The 26,992-nt window shown below is 70.1% G+C and carries 22 protein-coding genes; 6 read left to right on the top strand and 16 right to left on the bottom strand.

From position 1 onward, the window contains the following. Nucleotides 1-33: 33 nt before the first annotated feature. The 4 genes from OOZ19_RS20710 to OOZ19_RS20725 are packed head-to-tail and all read right to left on the bottom strand — an operon-like array spanning nucleotide 34 to nucleotide 3,958. The gene (locus OOZ19_RS20710) at nucleotides 34-801 is read right to left on the bottom strand and encodes an SDR family NAD(P)-dependent oxidoreductase (protein WP_266091793.1); all 768 of its coding nucleotides are present in this window, start codon (nucleotides 799-801) and stop codon (nucleotides 34-36) included. Next, nucleotides 788-2,086: a histidinol dehydrogenase gene (gene hisD, locus OOZ19_RS20715; protein WP_266091832.1), complete on the bottom strand. Its 1,299-nt coding sequence runs from the start codon at nucleotides 2,084-2,086 to the stop codon at nucleotides 788-790. The genes OOZ19_RS20710 and hisD overlap by 14 nt, the downstream gene beginning before the upstream one ends. A gap of 20 nt (nucleotides 2,087-2,106) precedes the next feature. Further along, nucleotides 2,107-2,826, bottom strand: coding sequence for an alpha/beta fold hydrolase (locus OOZ19_RS20720; protein WP_266091794.1), 720 nt, complete (start codon nucleotides 2,824-2,826; stop codon nucleotides 2,107-2,109). Further along, entirely contained in the window at nucleotides 2,819-3,958 is a 1,140-nt protein-coding gene (locus tag OOZ19_RS20725; RefSeq protein ID WP_266091795.1) for a cupin domain-containing protein, read from the bottom strand. The genes OOZ19_RS20720 and OOZ19_RS20725 overlap by 8 nt, the downstream gene beginning before the upstream one ends. Before the next feature lie 146 nt (nucleotides 3,959-4,104). On the opposite strand from OOZ19_RS20725, the gene OOZ19_RS20730 reads away from it, so the two are divergent. Beyond that, nucleotides 4,105-5,124: a LacI family DNA-binding transcriptional regulator gene (locus tag OOZ19_RS20730; RefSeq protein ID WP_266091796.1), complete on the top strand. Its 1,020-nt coding sequence runs from the start codon at nucleotides 4,105-4,107 to the stop codon at nucleotides 5,122-5,124. 143 nt (nucleotides 5,125-5,267) lie between these two features. Here the strand turns inward: OOZ19_RS20730 and OOZ19_RS20735 are convergent, their stop codons facing one another. From OOZ19_RS20735 to OOZ19_RS20745, 3 genes are all read right to left on the bottom strand, one after another. Then, complete coding sequence (locus tag OOZ19_RS20735) at nucleotides 5,268-6,644, bottom strand: MFS transporter (protein WP_266091797.1); 1,377 nt, start codon at nucleotides 6,642-6,644, stop codon at nucleotides 5,268-5,270. Nucleotides 6,645-6,887: 243 nt separating this feature from the next. Beyond that, nucleotides 6,888-8,543, bottom strand: coding sequence for an alpha-amylase family glycosyl hydrolase (locus OOZ19_RS20740; RefSeq protein ID WP_266091798.1), 1,656 nt, complete (start codon nucleotides 8,541-8,543; stop codon nucleotides 6,888-6,890). Between the two features lie 212 nt (nucleotides 8,544-8,755). Then, nucleotides 8,756-9,073 carry an ArsR/SmtB family transcription factor gene (locus tag OOZ19_RS20745; protein WP_266091799.1) on the bottom strand — a complete coding sequence of 106 codons (318 nt, stop codon included), beginning with the start codon at nucleotides 9,071-9,073 and terminating at the stop codon, nucleotides 8,756-8,758. Nucleotides 9,074-9,109: 36 nt separating this feature from the next. Here OOZ19_RS20745 and OOZ19_RS20750 point away from each other — a divergent pair, with 36 nt between their 5' ends. Together OOZ19_RS20750 and OOZ19_RS20755 are read left to right on the top strand one after the other, a co-directional pair. Next, the gene (locus OOZ19_RS20750) at nucleotides 9,110-9,985 is read left to right on the top strand and encodes an NmrA family NAD(P)-binding protein (protein ID WP_266091800.1); all 876 of its coding nucleotides are present in this window, start codon (nucleotides 9,110-9,112) and stop codon (nucleotides 9,983-9,985) included. A 961-nt stretch (nucleotides 9,986-10,946) separates the two neighbouring features. After that, on the top strand, nucleotides 10,947-11,207 hold the full coding sequence (locus tag OOZ19_RS20755; protein ID WP_266091801.1) for a DUF3040 domain-containing protein: 261 nt from the start codon (nucleotides 10,947-10,949) through the stop codon (nucleotides 11,205-11,207). A gap of 9 nt (nucleotides 11,208-11,216) precedes the next feature. Here the strand turns inward: OOZ19_RS20755 and OOZ19_RS20760 are convergent, their stop codons facing one another. Then, nucleotides 11,217-11,528: a DUF6221 family protein gene (locus tag OOZ19_RS20760; protein ID WP_266091802.1), complete on the bottom strand. Its 312-nt coding sequence runs from the start codon at nucleotides 11,526-11,528 to the stop codon at nucleotides 11,217-11,219. Nucleotides 11,529-11,637: 109 nt separating this feature from the next. Further along, a complete protein-coding gene (locus tag OOZ19_RS20765) occupies nucleotides 11,638-12,453 on the bottom strand; it encodes an NAD-dependent epimerase/dehydratase family protein (protein ID WP_266091803.1) in 816 nt (271 codons plus the stop codon). Between the two features lie 197 nt (nucleotides 12,454-12,650). Between OOZ19_RS20765 and OOZ19_RS20770 the strand changes: the two genes are divergently transcribed. Then, entirely contained in the window at nucleotides 12,651-13,769 is a 1,119-nt protein-coding gene (locus OOZ19_RS20770) for a peptidoglycan recognition protein family protein (RefSeq protein ID WP_266091804.1), read from the top strand. 546 nt (nucleotides 13,770-14,315) lie between these two features. On the opposite strand, the gene OOZ19_RS20775 is transcribed toward OOZ19_RS20770, so the two are convergent. After that, nucleotides 14,316-17,315, bottom strand: a complete 3,000-nt coding sequence (locus tag OOZ19_RS20775) for an alpha-mannosidase (protein WP_266091805.1) — start codon at nucleotides 17,313-17,315, stop codon at nucleotides 14,316-14,318. 210 nt (nucleotides 17,316-17,525) lie between these two features. On the opposite strand from OOZ19_RS20775, the gene OOZ19_RS20780 reads away from it, so the two are divergent. Then, nucleotides 17,526-17,786: a metallothionein gene (locus OOZ19_RS20780; RefSeq protein ID WP_246456792.1), complete on the top strand. Its 261-nt coding sequence runs from the start codon at nucleotides 17,526-17,528 to the stop codon at nucleotides 17,784-17,786. 599 nt (nucleotides 17,787-18,385) lie between these two features. On the opposite strand, the gene OOZ19_RS20785 is transcribed toward OOZ19_RS20780, so the two are convergent. Next, entirely contained in the window at nucleotides 18,386-18,934 is a 549-nt protein-coding gene (locus OOZ19_RS20785) for a gamma carbonic anhydrase family protein (protein WP_266091806.1), read from the bottom strand. Beyond that, complete coding sequence (locus OOZ19_RS20790) at nucleotides 18,931-19,689, bottom strand: GntR family transcriptional regulator (protein ID WP_266091807.1); 759 nt, start codon at nucleotides 19,687-19,689, stop codon at nucleotides 18,931-18,933. Before OOZ19_RS20790 ends, OOZ19_RS20785 begins: the two co-directional genes overlap by 4 nt. Nucleotides 19,690-19,805: 116 nt before the next feature. Here OOZ19_RS20790 and OOZ19_RS20795 point away from each other — a divergent pair, with 116 nt between their 5' ends. Then, entirely contained in the window at nucleotides 19,806-20,312 is a 507-nt protein-coding gene (locus OOZ19_RS20795) for a GNAT family N-acetyltransferase (protein WP_266091808.1), read from the top strand. Nucleotides 20,313-20,321: 9 nt separating this feature from the next. On the opposite strand, the gene OOZ19_RS20800 is transcribed toward OOZ19_RS20795, so the two are convergent. The 4 genes from OOZ19_RS20800 to OOZ19_RS20815 form a co-directional block, all read right to left on the bottom strand. Next, a complete protein-coding gene (locus OOZ19_RS20800; RefSeq protein WP_266091809.1) occupies nucleotides 20,322-20,816 on the bottom strand; it encodes an STAS domain-containing protein in 495 nt (164 codons plus the stop codon). A gap of 240 nt (nucleotides 20,817-21,056) precedes the next feature. Further along, entirely contained in the window at nucleotides 21,057-23,000 is a 1,944-nt protein-coding gene (locus tag OOZ19_RS20805) for an aconitate hydratase (RefSeq protein WP_266091810.1), read from the bottom strand. A 95-nt stretch (nucleotides 23,001-23,095) separates the two neighbouring features. Then, a complete protein-coding gene (locus OOZ19_RS20810; protein WP_266091811.1) occupies nucleotides 23,096-25,477 on the bottom strand; it encodes an ATP-dependent Clp protease ATP-binding subunit in 2,382 nt (793 codons plus the stop codon). Between the two features lie 57 nt (nucleotides 25,478-25,534). After that, nucleotides 25,535-26,959 carry an MFS transporter gene (locus OOZ19_RS20815; protein WP_266091812.1) on the bottom strand — a complete coding sequence of 475 codons (1,425 nt, stop codon included), beginning with the start codon at nucleotides 26,957-26,959 and terminating at the stop codon, nucleotides 25,535-25,537. Nucleotides 26,960-26,992 lie beyond the last annotated feature (33 nt).

Here is a 26,992-nt window from a genome sequence, read left to right on the forward strand (position 1 = left end):
ACCGGACCCCCGAGCGCAGCTTCGACTTCAACTTCATCGACCCACCATCCCCGCCGACAGATCGACATCGGCCGCGCACAACCCCGGCATCCGCAGCATCGCCACCAACGCCGCACCCACCTCGTCCTCGGTGACCATCCGGCCCAACGCGGCACGCGACACGAACTCCGCCTCCGCCCGCTCGACCGTCGTCCCGGTCCGCTCGGCCTCCAACCGGAAGTTCCGCTCCATCCGCGGCCCCTCCACCGGACCGGGCGACAACGAGTTCACCGCAACACCCAGCGGCCCGACCTCCGCCGCCAACGTCGTGGTCAACCCGAGCACCGCCATCTTCGACGCGCAGTACGGCGTGCGACGCGCCAACGGCCGCTTGCCCGACACCGACGCCACGTTGACCACATCACCCACACCACGCGCCGTCATCGCAGGCAGAAAAGCCCGGCACATCAGGAAAGTGCCGCGCACGTTCGCCGCGAACACCTCATCCCACTCATCCGGCTCGACCTCCGTCAACGCAGCCACCGGACCGGCGATCCCGGCGTTGTTCACCAACACCGACACCTCCTCGTCCCCGAGCCGCCCGGCCAGCTCGGCCACCGAATCCGGATCAGCGACATCGCAGGTCACCGCCAACCCATCACCCGCCAACCCGGCGACCGTCCCCTCCAACGACCCACGCGTGCGACCCACGGCGATCACCCGAACACCCTCGGCCGACAACGCCCGGCACATCGCCCGGCCGAGCCCGTTGCCGCCCCCGGTCACCAGCGCCGTGCGCCCAGCCAGCTCAGGCGCGGACATGATCGGCCCACTCCAACGCCGCGTCGCCGAACTTCGCCGCCCGCACATCACCGGACCGCGCATGCCCCTCGAACAACTCCACCCGAGCCGCCCGACCGCACACCGCACCGAGCTCCGCGCTCGCCACCGGATCCGTCACCTCCTGGTAGGTCACCGTCTTCAAGTACTTCCCGACCCACAACCCGCCCGTGTACCGCGCGGCGCCCTTCGTCGGCAGCACGTGATTCGTCCCGATCACCTTGTCCCCGTAGGACACGCACGTGCCCTCACCCAGGAACAACGCGCCGTAGTTGCGCATCCGCTCCAACGCCAGCCGCGGCTGCTCCGTGAGCACCTGCACGTGCTCGCTCGCATACGAATCGGCCACCTCGAACGCCTCGTCGATCGACTCCACCAGCACCACCTCGCCGTGATCACGCCACGCCGGACCCGCGAAATCGACCGTCGGCATCCCCGGCAGCAACTTCTCCACGTGCTCGACCACCTGCGCCGCCACCGTCCGCGACGTCGTGACCAGCACGGCAGGGGAGTCGGGGCCGTGCTCGGCCTGCGACAGCAGATCCACCGCCACCACGAACGGATCCGCGTGCTCATCGGCGATCACCAAGATCTCCGTCGGACCCGCGAACAAGTCGATCCCGACCTCACCGAACAGCTGCCGCTTCGCCTCCGCCACGTACGCGTTGCCCGGCCCCGCCAGCAGATCCACCGAACCCACCGACTCCGTGCCCACCGCCATCGCCGCCACCGCCTGCACACCACCGAGCAGCTGGATCTCGTCCGCCCCCGCCAAGTGCATCGCCGCCACCGTCGCCGCCGGCACCTCACCACGGATCGGCGGCGTCGCCGCCACCACCCGCGGCACACCCGCGACCTTCGCCGTCACGATCGTCATGTGCGCCGACGCCGTCAGCGGATACCGCCCACCCGGCACGTACGCGCCCACCGCGTCGATCGGAACGTGCCGGTGCCCCAAACGCACCCCCGGCAACGTCTCCACCTCGACATCGCGCAACGATTCCCGCTGGTGCTCGGCGAAACCCCGCACCTGCTCCTGCACGAACCGGATGTCGTCGAGCACCTGCTGCGGCACCGACGCCACGATCCGCTCGATCTCCTCCGGCGACAGCCGGAACGACTCCGGGCTCCACCCGTCGAACCGCTCCGAGCACTCCCGCACCGCCACGTCACCGCGGGCCCGGACGTCATCGATGATCCCGCGAACCCGATCGCGCAACGCGGAATCATCGGTGGCGGTCGGCTTCGGCACCGCTCGCTTCAACACTTCGGACAACGTCGTCCTCCTCAATTCGCAGATGAGCTCTGATTCGCAGCCGGGGGAGCGCACCGGCGCACCAACCCGGCGAGCAGTCCAGCGATGACCTCGGGAACTTCCAACGGCAACAAATGCCCCGCGCCCGCCACCAGGTGCAGCTCCGAACCGGGCAACCCCGCCGCGATCTCGCGGTGGAACTCCGGCGGGCACAACGCGTCCTCGACACCGCCCACCACCAACGACGGCACCCGGATCGAGCCCAGCGCCTCGCGCGCGTCGACCCGCGTGCCCTGCGCGGCCAGCTGGCCCAGGAAACGCCGCGGGCCGATCCGCTCGGCCATCCCGCGGAACTCCTGCTCCAACCCCGCCGACGGCCGCGAGTACATGGTCGGCAGGACCTCCTCGACGACACCGGCGAAATCACCCGCCCGCGTCCGCCGAGCCATCCACGACCACCCCTGGTGCTGCTCCGGGCGGGGAGCGGCGGCGTTGGTGGCCAACGCCGCGAAACCCGCCACCCGCTCCGGAACCAGCCGCGCGACCTCGAACCCGACGATCGCACCCAAGCTCAGCCCGACCACCAGCAGCGGACCGTCCACGGCCGCCAGCACCTGCTCGGCCATGCCGGTGATGCTCGGGGCGTCGACCCGCGCGTGCACCACCGGCAGCTCCAGCGCGCCCTCGACCCGCGCCCACAGCGCCGCATCGCAGAGCATGCCGGGCACCAGCAGCACCGTCGGATCAGCCACGAGCGCGCGGCACCAGCGCGTACGGCGCCACGTAACCGTTGTGGTCGATCGAGTACCCGGCGTCCGCGGCTGCCTTGACGACCTCCTCGTCCCAGTCGACGCGCACCCGCCCGTCCCCGGAGTTGATCACCACGAGCTTGCCGGTGTCCTCACCGACGTTGCGGATGCTGCGCCACGCGCCCGGCGGCACCGAGAGCATGTCCCACTCACCGAGCTCCACCGTGACCGGCTCGTGGTCGTTGAGCGTGACCTCCCAGCGACCGTCCTTGACCATGAGCACCTGCGTCTGCTCCACGCGGTGCCCGAGCATCCCCGCACCCGGCTCGGCGCGCAGCCACGCGATGTTGTGCCCGTGCGGGTTGAAGATCCGCGGCTCCTGGTCGAGGTCCTCGGTCATGCCGAACCCGACGACCAGCGCCAGCTCCGCACCGCCACCGGTGACCACCGAGTCCAGGAACGGCTGCGAGCACCACTCCAGGTCGTCCTGGGTCACCACGCGCCGACGCATCTTCTCCGCGGAGAACGACCGCAGCCGCGCCAGGTCCTGCTCGGCCATCGGCCGCACCAGCTCCACGTCCTCCGGCGGTTCGTCACCGGCGACCGTGTCGATGAGCTGCCCGTCCTCCGTCAGGTGCAGCCCGTACCCGGCGGCGTCGCGCAGCACCGTGGGGCCCCAGATGATGCCGCCGGTGTCGTCGTGGCCGAGCGAGGTGAACAACCAGCCGTCGTCCGGGCCGATGTTGGTGAACCCGCGGAAGATCCACGTCGGGATCGAGGCGATGTCGCCCTCCCGCAGCACCAGCTCGCCCTCGTTGCCGTCGGAGCCCCAGCGCAGCAGGAACTCGCCGCGGAAGCACAGGAACACCTCGGCGGTGAAGTGCAGGTGCAGGTTGTTGACGACGCCGTTGGGCATCGCCGCCGCACCGATGTTGTAGCCGTGCGGCTCGCGGAGGTTGATGACCTGCTTGGAGTTCTGCGACACCCCCGGCCCGATCATCGCGTAGTTCTCCTTGCGCTCCGAACCCGGAGTGCGGCAGTCGATGAACGCCTGGTCGCAGGACACGAAGTCGCTGCGGCGGATCGTCCTGCGCGCGATCTCCTCCTCGTTGACCCGTACCGATCCCTGCTGCATCCGTGCACCTCCGCAATTGATGACTACGTATGCATTACAGCACCGGCGCGGATGCCGGTCAATGAGTCCCGCAGGTGAAAGCCGCCGCCGATCCGTCCAGATCACCCCGCGCGCACCCGACTAGAATCCGTATACCGGGAGGTCGAATGTCGATCACGAGTCATGATGTCGCCAGGTTCGCCGGGGTGTCGCAAGCGACGGTCTCGCGCGCCCTGCGCGGAGACCCGCGGGTGTCCGAGGCGACGCAACAACGCGTCCGCAACGCCGCCGAGGCGCTCAACTACGTCCCCAGCGAAGCGGGCCGCAGCCTCTCCACGCGCTCCACGCGCCGAATCGGAGTGCTGGTCAGCGACCTGGCCAACCCGTTCTACCCGTACCTCGTCGGCCCGCTGCACGACGAACTCGAACAGCGCGGCTACCGCATGATGCTGCTGACCGAACGCTCCGACGACGCCCTCGCCACCGAACGGCTGCTCGACCACTCCATCGACGGCGCGGTGCTCACGACCGCCACCAGCGGATCAGGACTGCCCGACGCGCTGCGGCGCAAGCAAGTCCCGTTCGTGTTCCTCAACCGCGTCGACGGACGCGACGGCGCCGACTCGGCCGTCGTCGACAACGAACGCGGCGGCCAGATCGTCGCCGGCGAACTCGCCGAACTGGGCCACCGCAAAGTCGCCCTGCTCGGCGGATCGACCGACACCAGCTCCGGACGCGACCGCGAACACGGGTTCGTCGGCGGACTCGCCGACGCCGGCATCACCCTGCCCGCCACCCGCATCCGGCGCGGACCCTACGACTTCGACACCGGCTACCGAGGACTCACCGAACTCCTCGACGCCGACCCCGACCTCACCGCCGTGTTCTGCGGCAACGACGTCGTCGCCATCGGCGCCTACAACGCCGCGCTGCGCGAAGGACTCCGCATCCCCGACGACCTCACCCTGATCGGCTTCGACGACCTGCCGATGGCCTCGTGGGAAGCGTTCTCGCTCACCACGATCCGCTACGACCTCCCCGAAATGGCCAGAGCCGCCGCCCGCCTGCTCGTCGAACGGCTCTCCGGCGAAGCGAACCGATCCGCCCGCCAGGTCGCCTTCGCCCCGGAACTCGTGCGCCGCGGCACCCACGCGCCGCCCACCCTGCGCCGAGCGTGGCGGGTGTGACCTCGCCACACCCGCGGCACCACCGACCCGAGCGACCAGCCGACAGACCCCGGACGGCACTCGGCGGCCCCCTCGCCGGGACCGTCCGCCTGCGGCGCAGCCACAACCGAAAACGGCGAGGAAACCGCCGAAGCCCACCCGGCCTACCGGCCGGACCCGACCGGTTCCTCCTTGGCGAACTTGTCCGCACCGAGATCGCTGCGGTAGGTCTCCTTCATGAACACCGTGATCACGACCAGGGCCAGCACCGCCGCCACGGCCAAGTACGCCCACACCGCGTAGATCGTGCCGAAAGTGCTCACCAGCACCGCCGCGACGAACGGCGTGATGCCCATGAACACCGAGAACGAGCTGTTGTACGCGATGGCGCTCGCGCTGAACCGGGTGCGCGTCGCGAACAACTCCGCCGAACACGTCGTCACGATCCCGGTCAGGAAGAACTCCGGGATGATGTAGACCAGCTGGCTCCACACCGCCGACTCGAAACTGCCCTGCTCACCGATCGCGAACGCCACCGGCACCAGCACGATGCACGCGACCGCACCGCTGATCAGCATCGGCTTGCGACCGATCCGGTCCGAGAGCTTGCCCGCCAGCGGCAGCAGCGGCATCAGCACCGCCACCGAGATCAAGTTCGACAGCAACGCCTCCGACCTCGTCAGACCGAGCTCGCTGACCAGGTACTCCGGGTAGTAGGTCACCCAGGTGTAGGACAAGATCGCCAACATGATCGAAGCACCGCAGAAGACCAGGATCGGCCGCCACTGCTCGCGCAGCGCCTCCCGGACGGGAGCCTTGACGATCTTCGTGCCGCCCTCGGTCTCACGCATGAACTCCGGGGTCTCCTCGATGCGGCTGCGCAGCCACAACCCCACCAGCGACAGCGGCAACACCGCCAAGAACGGAATCCGCCAACCCCACGACTCCAGCTGCGGCTGCTCGAAAACAGCGCTCACCAGAGCCGCGACACCCGCACCGCAGAGGATGCCGAGGAAGCAGCTGTTCGACGCGTAGGAGGTGTAGTAGGCCCGCTGGTTCGGCTTCGCCCACTCCACGATGAACGCGACGGCGCCCACGTACTCGCCACCGGAGATCATCCCCTGGAACGTCCGGATCACCACGAGCAGCAGCGGCGCCAAGAACCCGACCTGCTGGTACGTCGGCAGCACGCCGATCAAGGCCGTGGACACGCCCATCATGATGATGGTCCACAGCAGGGCCTTCTTGCGCCCGACCCGGTCACCCCAGCGACCGACGAGCGTGCCGCCCAAGGGCCGGAACACGCAGGCCACGGCCAGAACCGCGTACGTGCTCATCACCGCCGCGGCGCTGTTGCCGCCCGGGAAGAACGACGAGGCCAGCATCGGCGCCATGTAGCCGTAGAGGCCGTAGTCGAACTGCTCGACGAAGTTCCCGACACCGCCGGCGTAAACCGCTCTGCGGATCTTCTTCTTCGGCGTCGTCTGCTCCGGTTCCGCCGCAGCGGTGGGAGCGGGTGATCCCGGTACTCCGATGGACATGGGCATCTCCAGTGGTCGCGGCCCCAGTGCACGCTTATGCATACGTATGAAGGTTGTCGGAGGCTAGCTTCCGGCTGCAGGGGCGTCAAGAAGCACCGGCCGCCACCGGCCGCCACCGGGCGAACCGCGCGGCGACGCCGAGCACGCGGAGGAGGGCAGCCTGCGTCCGCCGTGCGCACGAGCGCAAGACCCGATTCCCACGAGGACGTGGGCGACCCGCGACGCGGGCCGCCCACGCGCCGCTCAGCCCTGCAAGTCCAAGATCGCGTAACCGAATCCCGGCACCGTGATCACCTCGCCCTCCACCCGCACACCGCTGTCCTCGACCGGCCGCGCCCCGGCGAGCCGCTCATCGGCCACGGTCACCGCGGCCTCCTCCCGCCGCGGGTTGGCGGTGACCAGGAAACGACCACCGCGCAGGTAGGTCAGCGGATAACCATCGGAGAACACCTGCACGTCGGCCCGCGTGCCGAGCTCCGGATGCTGCTTGCGCAACGCCAGCAGCCGCCGCACGAAGTGCAGCAACGAACCAGGATCCTCCCGCTGCGCCTGCACGTTCGGCCGATCCGAGGACGGATCGATCGGGATGTAGAGGTCATCGGCGGGAGCGCTGGAGAACCCGGCGTTCGGGCCGTCGTTCCACTGCATCGGCGTGCGGTTGCGCTGACGCCCGGCGCTTCCCTCGACCTCCGGGAGGTCCTCGATCATGCGCATCCCGATCTCCTCGCCGTAGTACAGCGAAGGCACGGTCGGCCAGGTCAGCAGGAACGCGAACGCGACGGGCAGCTCCTCCGGCGTGCGCACCCCGTCGTTGAGCCGGTTGGCGCTGTCGTGGTTGGCCGTCGGCAGCATGATGCGGCCCGGCCCGATCTTCTCCGTCGCCGTCGTCCAGGCGTCCACGAAGATCTTCGCCGTCCCGGTGCCCTCAGCGCCGAAGAACGGGTTCTCGTGCCACAACGACTTCCACGGCGCCCCGTCACCAGGACCGTTGACCGGCAGGTAGAAGTCCGCGTCGAAACCAGCGGGCACCGACGTCTCCGGGTCGCCCCACTCGGAGATGAGCACCGCCTCCGGGTGGCTCTGAGCGACCCGCTCGCGCAGCTCACCCCACAACCTGCTCGTCTCCACCCAGCCCGGGTCGTCCTTGACCAGGGTGGCCGCCAGATCGCACCGGAACCCCGAGATGCCCAGTCGCAGCCAGTGGTCCATGACCTGGAAGATCGCCTCGCGGTTGCGCCGCGGCCCCTCGTCGTCGACGCCCTGGCGCCACGGCTCCGCCGGATCCATCCGCGCGTAGCCGTAGTTGATCGCGGGCTGGGTCTCGTAGTAGTTCTTGCGGAACGCCCCCTGGCGCGGACCGGGGGAGGCCACGAACTCCTCCGGCAGCGAACCGTCCTCGGGCAGCTGCTCCGGCGTCGCCCAGATGTAGTTGTGGTCCTGGTCGTCCTGCAACGAGTCCAGGAACCACGGGTGCTGGTCGGAGGTGTGGCCCGCGACCAGGTCGAACAGCACCCGCATGCCGCGCTTGCGCGCCTGCTCCACCAGCTCGGCCACGTCCTGCTCGTCGCCGTAGCGCGGGTGCACGCCCGTGTAGTCGGCGATGTCGTAGCCGGCATCGGTCAGCGGCGACGGGAACACCGGGTTCACCCAGATCGCGCCGACACCGAGCCACTGCAGGTGGTCCAAGTGCTCGATGATGCCGCGCAGGTCGCCGATGCCGTTGCCGTCGGTGTCGGCGAAGCTCTGCGGGTAGAGCTGGTAGAGGACCGAGTCGGCCAGCCACGAGGGCGTGCCCCCGGCCGCGGACGCCCCCGGCGCGGCGAGCACGGACGGAGCGAACGCCACCCCTGTCAACGCCGCACCCGTCCCGAGCATGAACGATCGCCTGGACACCACCATGTGACCCACTCCCGTCATCATCAACTGACTACGTATGCAGAGTGGATCAATTTACGCATTCCGCGGCCGGAGCGGAACACGCGGTGCGAAGTCCGTCCCACCGATCCGCGCCGGCACCGCCGCGCGGAGCAACGCCGGCGGGGGAGCAGGACCATGATCCGCCACGCGGGCCGCACCGGAAGGGACTTGTCCGGAACTCGAAGAAGCCCGGCTCAGTCCTGGGCGAGAACGGCGGCGAGCAGGCCGGGGAAGCGCTGCTCGAACTCCGGGCGCAGCGAATGCCAGCAGCGGGTGCCTTCCGGCCGGATGAACACCACGCCGGCGCCGCGCAGCGTCGTGAAGTGGTGGCTCAACGTCGACTGGGAGACCCGCACCTCGAACTGCGCTCCCTGGTGCTCCTCGCCGTCGCTGAGCCCGCGCACGATCGCGAGCCGGACGGGATCGCCCAGCGCGGACAGGGCCTTGGCCAGCGGGACGTCGTCGAGGTTCGGGTGGTCGAGGCGGCGCACGCCGAGAAGTGTAGCGTTCATCTATGTTCGACGTTCATCGATGAAAGCAGGCCGTTCATGCTCTTGCTCACGGGAGCCACCGGAACCATCGGCGGTGCCCTCGCCCGCCTCCTCGCCGCCCACGAGGTGCCCTTCCGCGCCCTGGTGCGCCGCGACGGCATCACCCTCCCCGGAGCCGAAGTCGTCCTCGGCGACCTCGACGACCCCGCGACCCTTCCCGCGGCGTTCGACGGGATCGACCAGCTCTTCCTCAACACCGCCGGGCCCTACCCGGCGGAGGAGCCGGTCATCGCTCAGCAGCGCGCCGCGATCGACGCCGCCGCAGCCGCCGGGGTCGAGCACGTCGTCAAGATCTCCGCGGTGGGCACGCGGACCGGTGGGCCCATGCCGTTCGGCACCCACGCCGCGATCGAGGCCCACCTCGCCGACTCCGGCTTCGCCGCGACCGTGCTGCGGCCCAACACCGTCATGCAGAACCTCGTCCGCGGGATCTCGGGCATCACGCCCGAGGGCCGGTTCTTCGAGCCCTTCGGAGGGAAGATCGCCCACGTCGACGCCCGCGACGTCGCCGACAGCGCCTTCGCGGTGCTCACCGGCGCGGCGCCCAGGGGAGGGGCGCACGACCTCACTGGGCCCGCCGCGCTGACCGCGGCGGAACTGACCGCAGCGCTCTCGACGGCCCTGGGCCGCGAGATCGAGCTCGTGCAGCCCGGGCTCGACGAGCTCGCGCCGATCATGGTCGAGCGGGGGATGCCGGAGTCGTACGTGCGGCACTTCGTCGAGCTCGCCGGTCTCGTCACCGATGGCGCGCTCGCTCAGGTCACCACGGCGGTCACCGACCTCACCGGGAACCCGCCGCGCTCGATCGAGGCGTTCCTCGCCGAGCACCGCGAGCAGCTGCTGGCCCCGGTGAAGTCGTACTTCCAGGTGTAGGCGACAGGAGGGGGAAGTGCGGCCCGATCCCCGTTACTTAACATAATGTAGATTATCGGCACTTCGTCGACCTGGGGTCATCGGTACGAGAGGGGCCGAAATCCCGCTGCCGACCGACTCGGCGCCACACCGCCGACGATGGCCGTCCGCCGAACCCGGGCGGCCTTCGGTGTGCAGGCGCCGACTCGGCCGAGGCGCGCCGTTCGGGTCGCGACGGCGAACGTCGTCGCGGGCGCTGCGCGGGCCGGATCGGCGCGGCGGCGGATGACGGGCGGCGATCCACGCGCCCAAGCGCGGTGCCATGTCGATCCGAGCCGAGTACCCCACCTGAACTGCGCTTCCCCTTACCCGCCCTCATTCCGTCACAGTGACGTTTTCAGGGTTTGCGGAGGGCTGTCGATCGTCGACGAGCAAGGTGGATCCAACGCCGCTCAAGATCCATGAGGCCGTCGTGGATCAAGGAACGATCGGCCCAGCAGGTCGCCGGGACGAGCCCTCGGCGCTCCGGCATCATCACGATGACGCAGGTTCGGAGACGCGGATGCCGACGCGTGGAGCGGACGTCGTGCCGACGGAGGCCCGGCAGCGGCGAGCAGGTCCCCTGGGCCGAGAGCCCTCATCCCCTTCTCCATTTGATGGATAATCAACGTTATCCATCAAATCACGTTGATCAACTTCGAGATGCGTCCGTGCTCGCCGACCGGGTCACCTGACGTCCCGCTCCCCGGTCTCCGCTATCCCGCGAAGCCGCTCTCGCCCGCGCTCCTCGCTCGACCCGAGCCGCCCCTCCGGGGCCTGGCGGCTCCCTGGCAGCTCGCTGCCGCCTCCACTCCCCTCTCCCGGCACCCACCCGACCCGCGAAGGTACCCCCTGTTCGGGGGTTTCCGTTCGCCGCGCGCGGGTGTAGCGATCTCCTGGGGCCGGGTACTCCCTCACCAGTCCACTGCAGGGAGGTCGAGGGATGCTGCCCAGGCACGAACGTCGCCGTATCGCGGAGATCGAGAAGGGCCTGAGCTTGCAGGACCCTGATTTCGCCCATCGCCTGCGGGAGGCGGAGCTGCCGGAGAGGTCCCGGCCGGGCGTGCGGGTGGTGCTGGGCATCGTGGCGGTGGTGGTAGCGGTGCTGTGCATGCTGCTCGGAGAGGTGGCCGGGTTCCTGCTGGCGGGGCTGTTGGCGACGTTGCTGCTGGCGTGCGGCGGCTGGCGGTTGCTGACCTCCTGACCCGGCCGTTCAGGGACGCCAGCGCGCGCGGTAGCCGGGCCGGTCGGAGTAAGGCAGGCCGAGCAGGGCGCGGGTGGTGCAGCCGCGTTCGTCTTCGGGCGGATAGGTCTGGCCGAGCTCGTCGCACGGGCCGCCGCCGACGCCGCAGTGCTGGTGCAGCCGCAGCAGGCGGGTTTTGAGCTCGCACTCGCGGAATCCGCGGAACACGCTGCCGCCGCAGCGGGTGGTCGTGGTGCCCGCTTCCAAGTCCTCGCGTGCCCAGCGCAGCAGTTCCAGGTCGATGTCGATCTGGCGCCGCAGGAACTCGGCGAAGCGGTTCATCACTGTCCCCCACCGCTGGTGCGCGGCGTCGCCCGCCGCGCGGGGCCGGTTCTCGGCCCGCTTCGAAGGGGACGCGGTGGGCGGTGGGGTGTGACGTGAGGTGGGGCGTTCATGTTGCGGTGTGGGCCCATCCGAGCAGCCGGTGGGCTTTGGTGCAGTCGTAGAAGCCGCGGTTGCCGGTGAGGTCGCCGCGCAGTTCGACGTCGGGCCAGTGGACTCGGGCGAGGTCGAGCGACGGCCGGTCGCTGATGGTGTCGGGGGCGACGATGTTGAACGTTTCGTGGCCGTGCCAGGTGGCGTGCAGGACGGCTTCGAAGGCGCGGCCGACGTCGTCGGCGCGCACGTACCCCCACAGGTGGTTGATGGCCATGGTGGAGTCGGTGGGGCCGAGCCGGGTGCGGGCGATGTCGCGGGAGTCGGTGACGCCGTGCAGGCGCAGGCTGGCGATGGTCATGCGCGGGTGGCGGCGGGCGATGCTGTCGGCTTGGGCTTCGGCGATCCACTTCGAGAGGCTGTAGGGGTCTTCGTTGTAGGTCGGGTGCCGTTCGTCGACGGGGAATCGGTCGTAGTGGGCGCGTCGGCTGAAGGCGCCGCCGAGGGCGTTGATGCTGGAGGCGAGCGCGATCGTGGTGATGCCGCATTCGACGGCGGCGTGCAGAGCGTTGTAGCAGGCCACGACGTTGGTGTTGTGCACGGTGGGCGCGTCGGCGGCGTGCGGGTTGGGGATGCCGGCGAGGTGGATGAGGGCGTCGGTGCCGTCGAGGGCGTCGCGTAGTCGCGGGTAGTCGCAGGCGTCGGCGATGACCACGTCGGGGTCGGTCGTGGCGTTGCGGTCGATGGGGCGGGTCCGGTGCCCGGCGTGGGCCAGGGCTGCGATGACCGCGCGTCCGACGAGGCCTTGCGCGCCGGTGACTGCCACGAACACGGGTTACCTCCGCGGGTTCTCGGTTGACCGTCCGACGGTACCCATCGGCGGGTGTGAAGATCACCCCACAACATCACGGTGGGCGAGCAACGATTGATGGCGGGTTTTAGCCAGGAATTCACATCCGGTGGGTGCAGCAGGCACGCTGCGGTTCTTAGGTTCACCAGCACGATCAAGAACCGCACTGGGAGGAATTCATGTCGCGTCATCCTGAACTCGCCCGCCGCGCGCTGTTGAGCGCCGGGCTCGCCGTGACCGCCGCCGGGGCGCTGGGGGCGCCCGCGTTCGCGGCGGGTTCGCGTTCCGCGCGCGGCGGGTTGGCGGCGCCGTCGATCTCGGGTACGGGGGCGTGGGACGCCCGCAGTGCCAACGGGAGCATCGATGTTCTCGATTCGAAGCCCAGCAAGATCATCGTGCATCACACGGCTACGGCGAACAGTTCCGACACGTCGCAGTCGCACGCGTTCGCGTTGTCCCGGCAGATCCAGGACTACCACATGGACTCCAACGGCTGGATCGACACGGGGCAGAACTTCACCAACAGCCGGGGCGGGCATCTCACCGAGGGCCGGCACAAGAGCCTCGCGGCGTTGCAGGGCGGGTCGCAGCACGTGCTGGGTGCGCATGCGGGTGAGCAGAACGACGTGGCGCTGGGGATCGAGAACGAGGGCACCTACACCGATGCGTCGGTGCCGGACGCGTTGTGGGAGTCGTTGGTGGAGTTGTGCTCCTACATGGTTTCGCAGTACGGCATCGAGGCCGGGGCGATCTACGGGCATCGGGACTTCATGGCCACGGCGTGCCCTGGTGATGTGCTCTACGCGCGGTTGCCGGATCTGCGGTCGGCGGTGGGGTCGGCGACGGGCAGCGTGGTGGTGCAGCCCGTGGTGTGGCCGTTGGTGCGTCCGGGGGCGACGGGTCCGGTGGTTTCGGCGTTGCAGTTGTTGCTGCGCGCGTGGGGTGCGGGTGGTGTGGTGGTCAACGGGGTGTTCGATGCGGTGACCGGGGATGCGGTGGGGCGGTTCCGGCGAAAGCGGGGTGCGCCGGGGGCGTCGTGCTACGCGTCGAGGGTGGCCGAGCCGGATGTGTTCGGCGGGTCGGATTGGGCGCGGTTGGCGCCGGTGCTGGGGGTGGATGCTTCGGGTGATGCGGTGCAGGCCGTGCAGGTGTTGTTGACGGCGCGGGGTGTGCGTTCCGGTGAGCAGGATCGGTTCGGGGTGCGCACGGCCGGGTCGGTGCGGGAGTTCCAGGCGGCGCGGGGGTTGCGGGTGAGCGGGGTGTGCGATCACGAGACGTGGTTGCGGTTGTTGGGGTGATGTGGGGAGGGGATCGTCCGAGCCGATGTGGCGGCTCGGACGATCCCCTTTTTTCTTTCGCGCCGTCGGTGCGGGACCGGCGGCACCGGTGCGCTGGTGTCGGCCCGCCTGGGCGGGTCTCACTGGCGCACCGGCAATCATGCGCACTTCGGTGTTGCGGGGCGCGGCGGCGATCACCGGAGCGGGCGGTGTGTCACCCGGCTGTGCCGAGGGTGTGCCCTGGGGGGTTACCGGGTCGGGGGACGGTGTTGCGTCCTGGGCCGGTGGTCGGTGGTGAGTGCGCGGCGGTGGGGATGTGGGTGTCCCTCGTGGTGTTCGGTTCCCCAGTGCTGGGGGAATTTTTCATCGCCGGGTCGGTCTCGGCAATAGTCCGTTCGATCGAGGGAATGGTGTGGTTGGTCTTTTCCGGGTGGCGTTCGATTGATTTCGTCGTTGCGGGGCAACCCTCGGCCGGGTGGGTGCGAGTGGTGCGTTGCGGGCCGTTCCTGGGAATGCGGGAGTCCGCGTTCGCGCGGTATCGGTGAATGCGGACTCCCCTGGTTCGGGTCAGGTTCGGGTGAAGCGGACGGTGACGATTTCGAAGGGGCGCAGCCGCAGTGGGCTGGGTTCGTGCCACGTCTCCCCCGTCGGCCGTTCGAGCAGGTCGGTGCGCACTGCTGCGGAGGTGTCGAACGTGGGGGTGAGGGTGGCGGTGGCTCGGCCGCCGCGGGATTCGTAGAGGCGTACGACGACGTCGCCGGATCGGTCTTCGGCGAGTTTCACCGATTCCACGATCACGGCGTCGGAGTCGACGGTGACCAGGGGTGTGATGTGCGCGGAGCCGGGGATGTCGCGTGGGGGCAGGTTGATCCGGTAGCCCTCGCGCACGGCGTCGCCGATGTCGGCGCCGACGACCAGGGCGTAGCGCAGGCGGTGTCGGCCGTGGTCGGTGTCGGGGTCGGGGAATCGGGGTGCGCGCAGCAGGGAGAGCCGGACGGTGGTGGTGGTGCCGCCGTCGTCGCGGGTGTCGCGGGTGACGTCGTGGCCGTAGGTGGAGTCGTTGACCAAGGCGTGGCCGTAGCCGTGTTCGCCGACGTGCAGCCAGCGGTGTGCGCAGATCTCGAATTTGGCGGCGTCCCACGAGGTGTTGGTGTGGGTGGCGCGGTGGACGTGGCCGAATTGGGTTTCGGCGGCGGAGCGGTCGGCGTGGACGTCGAGCGGGAAGGCGACTTTGAGGATTTTTTCGGTTTCGTGCCAGTCGATGTCGGCGTGCACTTCGATGTTGCGGCCGTGGAGGCTGATGCGTTGTTCGATGGTGGAGTCGCCGAAGGTGCGGTGTACGACGGCGGTGGTGCCGTCGAGGGTGAGGTGGTCGGTGGTGGTGAGGTCGTGGCCTTGGTGGCGGTAGAACTCGTCGAGGTCCCAGGCGTCCCAGGCGTTGGGGTGGTCGGGGTGCAGTTGCAGGAGGTTCGCGGGTCGGCCGGGTGGGAGTGCTTCGCGTCCGGTGGTGAGGTCGGTGATGGAGCTCAGGAGTCCTCGTTGGTCGAGGGTGGCGCGGATGAGTCCGTTGTCGAGCACGAGGGTGTTGTCGGGGTGTTCGGTGGCGGTGGTGGCCGCGGTGCGGGTGGGGGTGCCGGCGCCGAGGGCGGGGATGTCGTCGCGGGTGTGGGGTGTGGCGTTGAAGGTGGTGCGGCCGGTGCCGGGTCCGGCGAGGGCGCGTTGGGCTTGGTCGATGAGTTCGTGGAGTTCGGCGGCGACGCGTTGGTAGGTCTGTTCGGCTTCGCGGTGGACCCAGGCGATGGAGGATCCGGGCAGGATGTCGTGGAATTGGTGGAGCAGGACGGTTTTCCACAGCGCATCGAGTTGGTCGTGGGGGTAGTCGCGGCCGAGGGCGACGGTGGCGGTGGTGCTCCAGAGTTCGGCTTCGCGCAGGAGGTGTTCGCTGCGGCGGTTGCCTTGTTTGGTGCGGGCTTGGGAGGTGTAGGTGCCGCGGTGGAATTCGAGGTAGAGCTCGCCGGACCACACGGCGGGGTCGTGGTGGTCGGCTTCGGCGGCGGCGAAGAACTCGGCGGGTGAGTCGAGTTGGACGGTGGGTGATCCTTCGAGGTCGGTGAGGCGTTGGGCGCGGGCGAGCATGTCGCGGGTGGGTCCGCCGCCGCCGTCGCCGTAGCCGAAGGGGACGAGGGATCGGGTGGCGTGTCCGTGTTCGGCGAAGTTGCGGGAGGCGTGGGCGAGTTCGGCTCCGGACAGTTCGGAGTTGTAGGTGTCGATGGGTGGGAAGTGGGTGAACACGCGGGTGCCGTCGATGCCTTCCCAGTGGAAGGTGTGGTGCGGGAATCGGTTGGTCTGGTTCCAGGAGATCTTCTGGGTGAGGAACCAGCGCGATCCGGACAGTCGTACGAGTTGTGGGAGTGCGCCGCTGTAGCCGAAGGAGTCGGGTAGCCACACTTCTGGGGTGTCGATGCCGAATTCGTCGAGGTAGAAGCGTTTGCCGTGCAGGAATTGGCGGGCCATGGCTTCGGCGCCGGGCATGTTGGTGTCGGATTCGACCCACATGCCGCCGACGGGGACGAATTGGCCGGTGCGGACGTGGTGGCGGACTCGGTCGAACAGGGCGGGTTGGTGTTCTTTGAGCCAGGCGAGTTGTTGGGCTTGGCTCATGGCGAAGCGGAAGTCGGGGTGGTCGGTCATGAGGTCGGTGACGTTGGCGACGGTGCGGGCGACTTTGCGGACGGTTTCGCGCAGTGGCCACAGCCATGCGGAGTCGATGTGGGCGTGGCCGATGGCGCTGAGGCGGTGTGCGCTGGTGTGGGCGGGGGCGGCGAGGGTGGTGGTGAGTTCGGCGCGGGCGGCGGGTGCGGTGGTGTGGACGTCGTGGAGGTCTAGTCGGTCGAGCATGCGTTCGAGGGCGCGGAGGATGTCGTGGCGGCGTGGGGAGTTGGTGGGCAGTTCTCGCATGAGTTGGGTGAGTACTTCGGTGTCGTGCACGAGGTTCCACACGTCGAGGTCGCGGATGGCGAGGTCGGCGCGGGTGAGGCGGTAGAGGGGTTTTCCGGTGGTGGGGTGTCCGTGGAGCCAGGGTGGTGGGTCGCCGAGGGCGGTGGGTTTGTAGCCGTCGTCGCCGAGGATGAGGGGGTTGGCGGCGGCTTCGACGTAGAAGAGCAGTTCTTGGCCGGGTGGGGTGGTGATGGGGATGTGGGTGTTGCGGGGGTTGAGTCCTTTGATCGGGGTGCCGTCGGCGGTGTGGACGAGGCCTTCGCAGTGGAATCCGGGGCGGTCGAGGTCGAAGCCGAGGTCGATGACGGCTTCGATGGGGTGTCCTGCCCAGTCTTGGGGGATGGTTCCGGTGATGCGGAACCAGGTGGTGCCCCAGGGTGGTCCCCATTCGTGGCCGGTTTGGGCGGGGCTGTAGCGGGCGTGGAGGGCTTGGGTGGCGGGGACGGGTTCTCCGGGTACTTGCCAGGTGGCGATGTCGAGGGGGTGCGTTCGTGCGTGCACGGCGGGGCGCAGGCGTTCGGCGAGGACTCGGTCCAGTCGTTTTTCCACTACGGCGCGATCGTCGTGCATGTGTTCTCCCCTTGAAGCCGACCGGTTGGTGCAGACCACTTCAGAGCGTCGATCATCGTGGCACAGCGGTGTGGCGGCGGGCAGCCCCCAACTGAGCAGGGCGGGTATCGCTGCAGGTCACGGCTGGCTGGTGCGGTTGCCGAGGGGTGCGGGTCGCCGCATGCTGGGGCCTTCGTTGAAAGTCATTTCCTGTGTATGCGGAGGCGTGTCATGGCGACCTGTGAAGTCTGCGGCAACGAGTACTGGATGAGCTTCGAGGTCCACACGACCGGCGGGAACGTGCACACCTTCGATTCGTTCGAGTGCGCGGCGCAGCGGCTGGCTCCGCAGTGCGAGCACTGCGGTTGCCGCATTCTGGGTCATGGTGTGGAGGTCAGCGGCCGGTTCTTCTGTTGCGCGCATTGCGCGCGGGAGTCGGGGATGTCGATGGTGTCCGAGATCCGCGATGCGGTGGGGAGTCACCCGGTGTGATCGGGTGGGTGCTGCGCGCGGCGGTTGAAACGTTTCATCCGGTCGTTGAGCGGCCAAACCCGCCTTCCGGTTCCTTCGTTATGTTTTCGTGACCTCATGGGTGAAACACGGCGCTCACCAGTGACGACTACGGGGATGGCACCGCACGTTCACCCGGGGGCACACCAGTCCGCGAACCCTGGACGAGCGGTGGCGGCTGGACCACTACGTGTGAAGGGACGCCGAAATGGCAGGTCTGGTTCGTTGGCTGGGTGACATGGCACGAGAGATGGGCCGGGCTCGCACCGTGATGCGACACCCCCACTCGCAAGCCTTGAGCTCAGCCGCCCGTCGCGGTCAGAGCTGACTCGTCGGTTCTGTTCGTCAGCCCTAGGGGACAACGGCTGAACGTGGCGCCCACACCGGGTCGCGGACCGGGTCACCACCGCTTCGGCGGTGTCTCACCGGCGAGCACGGTCAACGCCACATCAAGTGAGACCTGGCGACCCATGCAGGCTTGCTGAATCGTGCCGTGGTCCCACCCCGAGCAGGGGAGGGACCACGGCACTTCGCATTTCCCCGGCCCCGCCGGGCGGGTCTCCCCCGGCGGCTGCCGCGGGTCAGTCGCTGAGGGCCTCGCGGTGGCGGGCGGCGTTGGCGACGTAGGTCTGCGCGGAGATCCGCAGCGCGGCCTGCTCGTCCTCGGTCAGTTCACGGCGGACCTTGCCGGGAGTGCCGGCGACCATGGATCCTGGTGGCACCTCGGTGCCCTCCAGCACGACCGCGCCCGCGGCGACCAGCGAGCCCGCGCCGATCACGGCACCGTTGAGCACGACCGCGCCCATGCCGATCAGGCTGTCGTCGCCGACGGTGCAGCCGTGCAGCACCGCCCGGTGCCCCACCGTGACCCCTGCCCCGACCGTCGCGGGGAATCCGGGGTCGGCGTGGATGACGCAGCCGTCCTGGACGTTGCTGCCCTGCCCGACGGTGATGTGCTCGGTGTCGCCGCGCAGCACCGACCCGTACCAGACGTTCGCGTCGGGCTCCAGGTGCACTCTGCCGATCAGCGTGGCGCCCGGAGCGGCCCATGCTCCCTCGTCCAGGTTCGGCCGGTGGTCGTCGATGACGATGGTGCGAACCTCACCTGCGGTGTTGTCTGGGGCGTTCACTGATCCTCCCGATTCGCGCGTTCCCGGCGCAGCCATTGCACCGCCTCTTCGGAATGGCCGCCGACGGTCGATTCGATGCCGTCGAACATGCTCGGATCGGTGCAGCGGGCCAGTTCCGCCAGCACCGTATCCGCATCGCCGTCTTCGATCACCGCCACCAGGCGTCGTTGCCTGCTGAGGTCGGTCTCCAGCAGCGCCCGGTCGGGTGCGCGGTGGTTGAGGGTCATCGCCAGCATCAGCTGCAGTCCCAGGGAGCGGCAGCCGTCTTCGAGGCGCCGGTTGCCTGCCAGGCCGACCACGGCCAGCCGCAGCCGCAGGGTGCGTTCGGCGAACAGGGCGGCGTCGCCGTCCTCGGCGGCCTCGGTCAGCAGTGCCAGCGCCGAGCGGCAGCGCCGCAAGCGCGCTGGGTCGCGCACCGGCACCCCCAGGCGCACGGCGAGGCGTTCCAGTTCGCGGCGCAGCGTGACGATCTCGTAGACGTCGTGCAGCGTCAGCGGGGTGACGATCACGCCTTTGCGAGGCAGTTGGCGCACCAGGCCTTCTCGTTCCAGCATGCGCAGCGCTTCCCGCAGCGGTGGGCGGCTGATGCCGAGTTCCTGGGTGAGGCGGTTTTCGATGATCCGTTCCCCGCAGCGCAGCGCGCCGCGGACGATCATGCGGCGCACGGTGCTCGCCGCGAGCTCCACCAGGCTCGGCGGGTCGGTGATGCTGGGGGCTCGGGACGCGACGGGCCGATCTTCCACTGATCCGGTCACCGGGCCAGTCTGCCCTGCGCAGGGGGCCGGCGGTGCGGGTTCCATCGTCATACCGACGAAGGCCACACCTCGGGGGCGAATTCGGTTGCCGCGGTTGCCCGTGTCGGGAAGGCTGCGTGCTCGTGCGGATCCGGGACGCTCGTGGCGGTGAGGTGGCGTTGCTGCCCGAGGTCGAGCGCGAATCCGGCAGGTGGTTCCGGGATGTCGGGATGGGCCACGTCGCCGACGATCCGCCGATGCCGGTGCCGATGTTGAACGGCTACCGCGACTCCGGGGGCCTGTGGGTGGCGGTGGAGGCGGTGGGCCCGGTGGCGTTCCTGGCCGCCGAGGACCTCGACGGCGCGGTGCACGTGGCGCAGCTGAGCGTGCATCCGGTGTGGGCTCGCCGCCGCATCGGGGCCGCGCTGCTCGCCCACGCCGCCCGGCGCGCGGCCGGGCGCGGCGTGGGGGCGTTGACGTTGACGACGTTTCGCGACGTGGCCTGGAACGCCCCGTACTACGCGCGGCTGGGTTTCCGCGCGATCGAGACCGGTGAGCTCACGCCGGGGCTGGTGGCGCGGCTGGCTGCCGAGGCCGAGTTGTTGCCGGGTGATGCGCGGGTCGCGATGCGCCGCGACCTCTGAGGTGGGGCGTCAGCCGTGGTGGCGGCGGATGGCGGCGACGGCTTCGGTGGCGGTGTCGCGGCTGGTGAAGCGGTCGGTGAGCCCGGTCAGCAGGATCAGCCGGCGCACCGCTCCGGTGCCGAACACGACGTAGAGGGGTGTTCGGCGGCCTTCTGCGCGGCGTTGGGCGTGCAGCAGCAGTTCCAGTCCGGCCGAGCCGAAGAACGTCACTTCGGAGAGGTCGAGCACGACGGCGCGCAGCGTGGCGGCGGTGAGGCGTTGCCGCACCAGTTCGGCCAGGCGGGGTGCTGAGGACAGGTCGATTTCGCCGCCGACGCGGACCACGACGACGCCCGGGTCGGGTCGCTGCACCGACAGGCGCAGCGACCTGGTGTGGGCGGGGGTGCCGGTGATCGGTTCTCCCGCGTCCCGAGGCGGTGCGATCGTGCCGTGCCGTGGCGTGCCGACCGGGGGGCGCCGGTGTTGCGCCGTGCGGTCGCTGTTGCCGGTGTTCGCGAGAATCACACTGCCTCCCCTTGGTCGACGTGGTGCCGCGGTCGCGGGCCGCTGCCGGTCGCCGACGGGGCCGCGGCGCGCAGCGAGGGCATCGGCGATCACGCCGAGTACACCGGGTGGTGCGGGGCCTCCCGCGACGCCGCGGATCGAGGGCGGCCAGTGCTGTCGTGGCCTGGTGCTCAACCGCGTTTTCCCACCGTAGGAGCGCTAGTCCAACCGAAACAAGGGTGGCCACCATCGTGTGAAGACTTACGGGGAGGCCGCCAACAGAGGGATGAGTCCGCCCGCGAGGACCGCCTGCACCTGTCGCTCGGACAGGTGATGGAAGGCGGTGAAAATGTCACCGCGCGTGGTGTTGCGGACGGTGATGTGGCCGCCGTCGGCGACGGCGGAGCGCGCGGCGTCGATGCGCAGCACGTCGCCGGTGCCGATCCGGTCGTGATCGGCCGGGTCGGTGAAGCGCAGCGGCAGGATGCCGAAGTTGACCAGGTTCTGCCAGTGGATGCGGGCGAACGACTTCGCCAGCACGACCTGCGCCCCCAGGTAGCGGGGTGTGATCGCGGCGTGCTCGCGCGACGAGCCCTGCCCGTAGTTGTCGCCGCCGACGATGATGTGCTCGCCGGTGCGTTCGGCGCGGTCCGGGTAGTCGGGGTCGATGCGGGTGAAGGTGAACCGGGCCAGTTCGGGGATGTTGGAGCGCAGCGGCAGCGCACGGGCGCCCGCCGGGGAGATCTCGTCGGTGGACACGTCGTCGCCGGTGATCAGCAGCACCGGTGCCTCGATGCTCTCGGGCAGCGCGGTGAACTCCGGCAGCGCGGAGATGTTGGGGCCTTTCACCGGCTGGACCTGCGCGGCTTCGCCGGGCGGTGGTGGGGCCACGAGCATGGCGGTGTTGACCGAGGCCCGGTCGGGCAGCGCGACCTCGTGGGTCAGTCCGAGCCGGTCGGCGAGGTCGCGGGGGTCGGTGATCCGGCCGGTCAGCGCGGCGGCGGTGGCGGTCTCCGGGGAGCACAGCCACACCGAGTCCTGCGGGGTGCCGGAGCGTCCGGGGAAGTTGCGGGGGAAGGTGCGCAGCGAGTTCTGCCCGGACGCGGGGGCTTGGCCCATGCCGATGCAGCCCAGGCAGCCCGTTTGGTGCAGGCGGGCGCCCGCCGTGATCAGGTCGCTGAGGGCGCCGATGCGGGCGAGGTCGGTGAGGATCTCCCGCGAGGTGGGGTTCACGTCGAAGCTGACCTGCGGGGCGGTGTGGTGGCCGCGGACCATGGCCGCGGCCACCGCGAAGTCCCGCAGCCCCGGGTTCGCCGAGGACCCGATGACGACCTGGCCGACGTCGGTGCCCGCGACCTCCCGCACGGCCACCACGTCACCCGGCGACGAGGGGCGTGCGATCAGCGGTTCGAGCCGGGACAGGTCGATGTCCTCGGTGAGGTCGTAGGTGGCGTCGTCGTCGGCGGCCCACTCGGTGAAGTCGGTGTCGCGGTCCTCGGCGCGTAGGAAGTCCCGCACGGCGTCGTCGGCGGGGAACACGCTGGTCGTGGCGCCCAGTTCGGCGCCCATGTTCGCGATGACGTGGCGGTCCATCGCCGAGAGCGACGCCAGGCCCGGCCCGTGGTATTCGATGATGCGGCCCGCGCCGCCGGACACGCCGTGGCGGCGCAGCATCTCCAGCACCACGTCCTTGGCCGACACCCACGGTGGTGGTGCGCCGGTGAGCCGCACGCCCCACACCCGCGGCATCCGCAGCCGCAGCGGCTGGCCGGTGATGGCCAGTGCCACTTCCAATCCGCCGACGCCGATCGCGAGCATCCCCAGGGAGCCGGCGGCGCAGGTGTGGGAGTCGGATCCGGCGAGGGTCTTGCCCGGTGCCCCGAACCGCTGCATGTGGGTGGGGTGGGAGACGCCGTTGCCGGGGCGGGAGAACCACAGCCCGTAGCGGGCGCAGGCGGTGCGCAGGTAGGTGTGGTCTTCGGCGTTCTTCTCGTCGGCCTGCAGCAGGTTGTGGTCGACGTATTGGGCGCTGAGCTCGGTGCGGGCCCGGTCCAGGCCGAACGCCTCCAGTTCCTGCATGACCAGGGTGCCGGTGGCGTCCTGGGTGAGGGTCTGGTCGACGCGCAGCGCGATCTCCGCGTCGGGCGTGGTTTCGCCGTCGACGAGGTGCGCGTCGATGAGTTTGTGCGCCAGCGTCCGCGGCATCGCGCCTCCCCTGCCCTGTCGTGGCCGATCACCGTCGGTCTCCGGCGGACTACCCGCTCGGCGGCGTGGCGAAACGATCTACCGGGGTGGTGCGGTCAAGCGGGGGCGCCGGTGCGGCGGTGGGCGGGCGCGGCGTGGCGTCCGCCTGCCGCGCCGTGGCGGGCGGCGGAGACGTGCAGGGACAGTTCGCCGCCGAGAACTTCGACGAGGACTTCGCTGCCTTCGGTCAGGGATCCGTCGAGCAGCAGCGACGCCAGGCGGGTGTCGAGTTCCCGCTGGATCACCCGCCGCAGCGGTCTGGCGCCGTACTCGCCGCCGGCGCCGCGTTCGGTCAACCACGCCACCGCGGCCGTCGACACCTCCAGGCGCACCCCCTTGTCGTGCAGTTGCGCGGCGGTGCGTTCCAGCAGCAGCGCGGTGATCTCGCCGAGTTCTCGTTCGCCGAGGGCGCGGAAGACGGTGACCTCGTCGATGCGGTTGAGGAATTCGGGGCGGAAGAAGCCGCGCAGGTCCTCCAGCAGCAGGGTGGCGAGTTCGTCGGCGGGCGCGGCGGAGTCGAGGATCCGGTCGGAGCCGATGTTGGAGGTCATGATGATCACGGTGTTGCGGAAGTCGACCGCGCGGCCTTGGGAGTCGGTCAGCCGTCCGGCGTCGAGGACCTGCAGCAACGTGTTGAACACGTCGGGGTGTGCTTTTTCGACTTCGTCGAGCAGCACCACCGAGTACGGCTGCCTGCGCACCCGTTCGGTCAGCTGCCCCGCTTCGCCGTAGCCGACGTAGCCCGGTGGGGCGCCGATGAGGCGGGAAACGGTGTGCTTGTCCTGGAATTCGCCCATGTCGAACCGGGTCATGCGTTCGGCGTCGCCGAACAGCACCCGCGACAGGGCGCGGGCCAGTTCGGTCTTGCCGACGCCGGTGGGGCCGAGGAACAGGAAGCTGCCGATGGGGCGTTCCGGGTCGGCCAGGCCCGCTCGGGCGCGGCGCACCGCCTCGGCGACCGAGCGCACCGCGACGTCTTGGCCCACGACCCGTTCGGTGAGTCGTTTCTCCAGGTCCAGCAGTCGCCGCCGGTCTTGGGCGGACACTTCGTCGACGGGGATGCCGGTGCGGCGGGCCACCACGTCGGCGACGTCGGAGGCGCCCACGAGCGGTTCCGGTCCCCACGAGGATCCGCCGCGGCGCATCCGCACCCGCGAGCAGGCCTGGTCGAGCAGGTCGACGGCCTTGTCGGGCAGGAACCGGTCGGTGAGGTAGCGGTCGGAGAGGTGCGCGGCGGCGTCGAGGGCTTCCGGGGCGATCCGCACTCGGTGGTGGGTGCGGTACTTCTCGGCGACGCCTTCGAGGACCCGCACCGTGTCGGGCACGGACGGTTCGGGCACGAGGATCGGCTGGAACCGGCGTTCCAGCGCCGGGTCCTTCTCGACGTGCTTGCGGTACTCCTCGACGGTGGTGGCGCCGATCAGGTGCAGTTCGCCGCGGGCCAGGGCCGGTTTGAGCATGGTGCCCGCGTCCATGGAGCCTTCACCGGCGCCCGCTCCGACGATGGAGTGCATCTCGTCGATGAACACGACGACCTCGTCGCGGTGCGAGCGCAGTTCGGTGAGCACATCGCGGAACCGCTGTTCGAACTCGCCGCGGAACTTCGCGCCCGCGACCATGCCCGCCAGGTCCAGCGACACGAGGCGTTTGCCGGCCAGGGGCCACGGCACTTCGCGGTCCACGATGCGCTGCGCCAAGCCCTCCACGAGCGCGGTCTTGCCCACCCCGGGGTCGCCGATGAACACCGGGTTGTTCTTGGAGCGCCGCCCCAGCACTTCCACGGCCTGGTCGATCTCCTCGCCGCGGCCGATCACCGGGTCCAGGCGGCCCGCGCGGGCCAGTTCGGTCATGTCCAGGCCGAACTCGTCGAGGCGCGGCGTGGCGCTGAGCGCCGAGTTCGACGTGCGGGATCCGCGTGCCCGGTCGCCGCCGCCTTCCATCGCGCGCGCCAGGGCGCGGCCTGCGACGGATTCGGGGTCGGTGGCCAGGCCCAGCAGCACGTGGCGGGCCCCGACGACTTCGGCGCCCTCCCCCAGCGCCTGCTGGTGGGCGCCGAGCAGGGCGCGGCGCGCCGAGGACGACAGGATCGGGGCGCGGCGGGCGCCTCCGGACACGGCGTCGACGGTGCCTGCCACGGTGCGCACTCCGGCGGCGAGGTCGGTGACGCGCACCCCGGAGTCCGACAGCATTTGGGAGGTCGACTCGACCTGGGTCACGGCCCACAGCAGGTGGGTGCTGTCGAGTTCGCGGCTGCCCCAGTCGACGGTGGCTCGGATCGCTTTGGACACCACGTCGTGGGCTTCGGGGTCGAGCAGGTTCGCCAAGCCGAGCCCACCCGGGCCCGCCTCGGCGCGCCGCTGCTCACCGCCGCCTTCGACGAGGCTGTTGAGCAGCGAATCGAATGCGGCCGACGCATCGCCTGCACTGCCCCGATCCACCGGTACACCTCCACATCGGCGGGCGCCGTCCGCGCCCGCCGCACGCCACCCTAGTGATCAACTGTGCGCGGTCGGGGACCGCCGCCCGCCGCGGCGGTGACCGAGCACCTGTTCCAGCAGCGCACCGGCCAGCAGTGCCGCGCTGATCACGGCGACGACGGTACCGAGCCGGTGCAGCCCGTCATCGGCGGCGGGCCCGGCGAAGCCGAGTTCGATCACGGCCGCCGCGATGTTGGCACCAACATACTGCGAGGTCCGGTACAGCCCGGAGGCCATCCCGGCGTCGGAGGCATCGGCCTGGCGGTACATCGCGGCCTGGTTGCCGATGTTGTTGAACCCGTTGGGCACGCCCAGCACCGCAGCCACCAGCAGCAGCCACACCAGGGGGCTGGCCGAGTGCAGCCAGGTGAGTCCGAGGCCACCGGCCAGCAGCGCCACCGATCCGGCGACCAGCACCGGGTGGTGGCCGCGACGGCGCATCACCGGGCCCGCCGCCGCGACCGACACCATCGCCAGCACCGCGATCGGCAGCACGACCAGGCCCGCGCCGTCCGGGCTGAGCCCCCGGGCGTTCTGCAACCACATGGGGTAGCCGTAGAACACGGTGTAGAACGCCACGTAGGTCAGCGCGGTGCGCAGGTAGGTGGCGCTCAGCGCCCGGTTGCGGGCGAGCATCCGCACGTCGGCGAACGGGTCGGGCACCCGCGCTTCGAACGCGACGAACGCGGCCACGAGCACGACCAGCGCCGCGGCGAGCCACCAGTTCGGGGTGGCGGTCAGCGACAGCAGGAACAGCATCAGCACCGCCGCGGCCCCGGTGAACAGCGCCGCGCCCGGCAGGTCGAGGCCGCGCAGCACCTCGGTGATCGAGGCGCGTTCGCGGGGTTCGTCGGCGGGCAGGTACCTCCAGGCGAGCACGGCGACTCCGACGCCCAGCGGCACGTTGATCAGGAAGATCGACTGCCAGCCCTGCCAGGTCACCAGCACTCCGCCGAGGACGGGGCCGAACGCGACCATCACCTGCCCGGCGATGGCCAGCAGGCTCAGCGCCCCTGCGGGCAGCGCCATGCCGCGCCGGTCCGATTCGGCACGCAGCATCGCGACGCCGGCCGGGAACGCCGCGCAGGTGCCCAGTCCGAGCAGGATGCGCAGCGCGATCAGCCAGCCCAGGTCCGGTGCCAGCGGCGCGAGCAGCGAGCTGAGCACGGTCAGCGCCAGCGCCACGAGGAACACGCGGCGCGCGCCGACGCGGTCGGCGAGCCTGCCCGCGGTGGGTGAGCCGACGGCGGTGGCCAGGTACAGCCCGGAGATCACCCAGGACGCGGCGGCGCCCGCGTCGAACGCGTCCCGGATGTCGATCATCGCGACGGTCATGGTGGAGGCGTTGAGGGCCTGGAGCACGGAGCCGGCGGCGATGGTCAGCACGAAACCCCGGGGCAGGTGCCGTCCGCCTTCGCGGGTGTCTGCGGGTGGGGCGGTCACGTCACGCCAGCCTAGTTCTTTAGTTTGCCTAAC

The sequence above is a fragment of the Saccharopolyspora sp. NFXS83 genome (genome assembly GCF_026241095.1).
Lineage (GTDB): Bacteria > Actinomycetota > Actinomycetes > Mycobacteriales > Pseudonocardiaceae > Saccharopolyspora_C.

Bases quoted from the DNA above. Each gene is read 5' to 3' on its own strand.
- OOZ19_RS20725 (WP_266091795.1), bottom strand. From the start codon at position 3,958: ATGCAGCAGGGATCGGTACGGGTCAACGAGGAGGAGATCGCGCGCAGG.
- OOZ19_RS20710 (WP_266091793.1), bottom strand. From the start codon at position 801: ATGTCCGCGCCTGAGCTGGCTGGGCGCACGGCGCTGGTGACCGGGGGC.
- OOZ19_RS20745 (WP_266091799.1), bottom strand. From the start codon at position 9,073: ATGAACGCTACACTTCTCGGCGTGCGCCGCCTCGACCACCCGAACCTC.
- OOZ19_RS20770 (WP_266091804.1), top strand. From the start codon at position 12,651: ATGTCGCGTCATCCTGAACTCGCCCGCCGCGCGCTGTTGAGCGCCGGG.
- OOZ19_RS20735 (WP_266091797.1), bottom strand. From the start codon at position 6,644: ATGTCCATCGGAGTACCGGGATCACCCGCTCCCACCGCTGCGGCGGAA.
- OOZ19_RS20760 (WP_266091802.1), bottom strand. From the start codon at position 11,528: ATGAACCGCTTCGCCGAGTTCCTGCGGCGCCAGATCGACATCGACCTG.
- OOZ19_RS20755 (WP_266091801.1), top strand. From the start codon at position 10,947: ATGCTGCCCAGGCACGAACGTCGCCGTATCGCGGAGATCGAGAAGGGC.
- OOZ19_RS20740 (WP_266091798.1), bottom strand. From the start codon at position 8,543: ATGGTGGTGTCCAGGCGATCGTTCATGCTCGGGACGGGTGCGGCGTTG.
- OOZ19_RS20805 (WP_266091810.1), bottom strand. From the start codon at position 23,000: ATGCCGCGGACGCTGGCGCACAAACTCATCGACGCGCACCTCGTCGAC.
- OOZ19_RS20775 (WP_266091805.1), bottom strand. From the start codon at position 17,315: ATGCACGACGATCGCGCCGTAGTGGAAAAACGACTGGACCGAGTCCTC.
- OOZ19_RS20780 (WP_246456792.1), top strand. From the start codon at position 17,526: ATGGCGACCTGTGAAGTCTGCGGCAACGAGTACTGGATGAGCTTCGAG.
- OOZ19_RS20730 (WP_266091796.1), top strand. From the start codon at position 4,105: ATGTCGATCACGAGTCATGATGTCGCCAGGTTCGCCGGGGTGTCGCAA.
- OOZ19_RS20750 (WP_266091800.1), top strand. From the start codon at position 9,110: ATGCTCTTGCTCACGGGAGCCACCGGAACCATCGGCGGTGCCCTCGCC.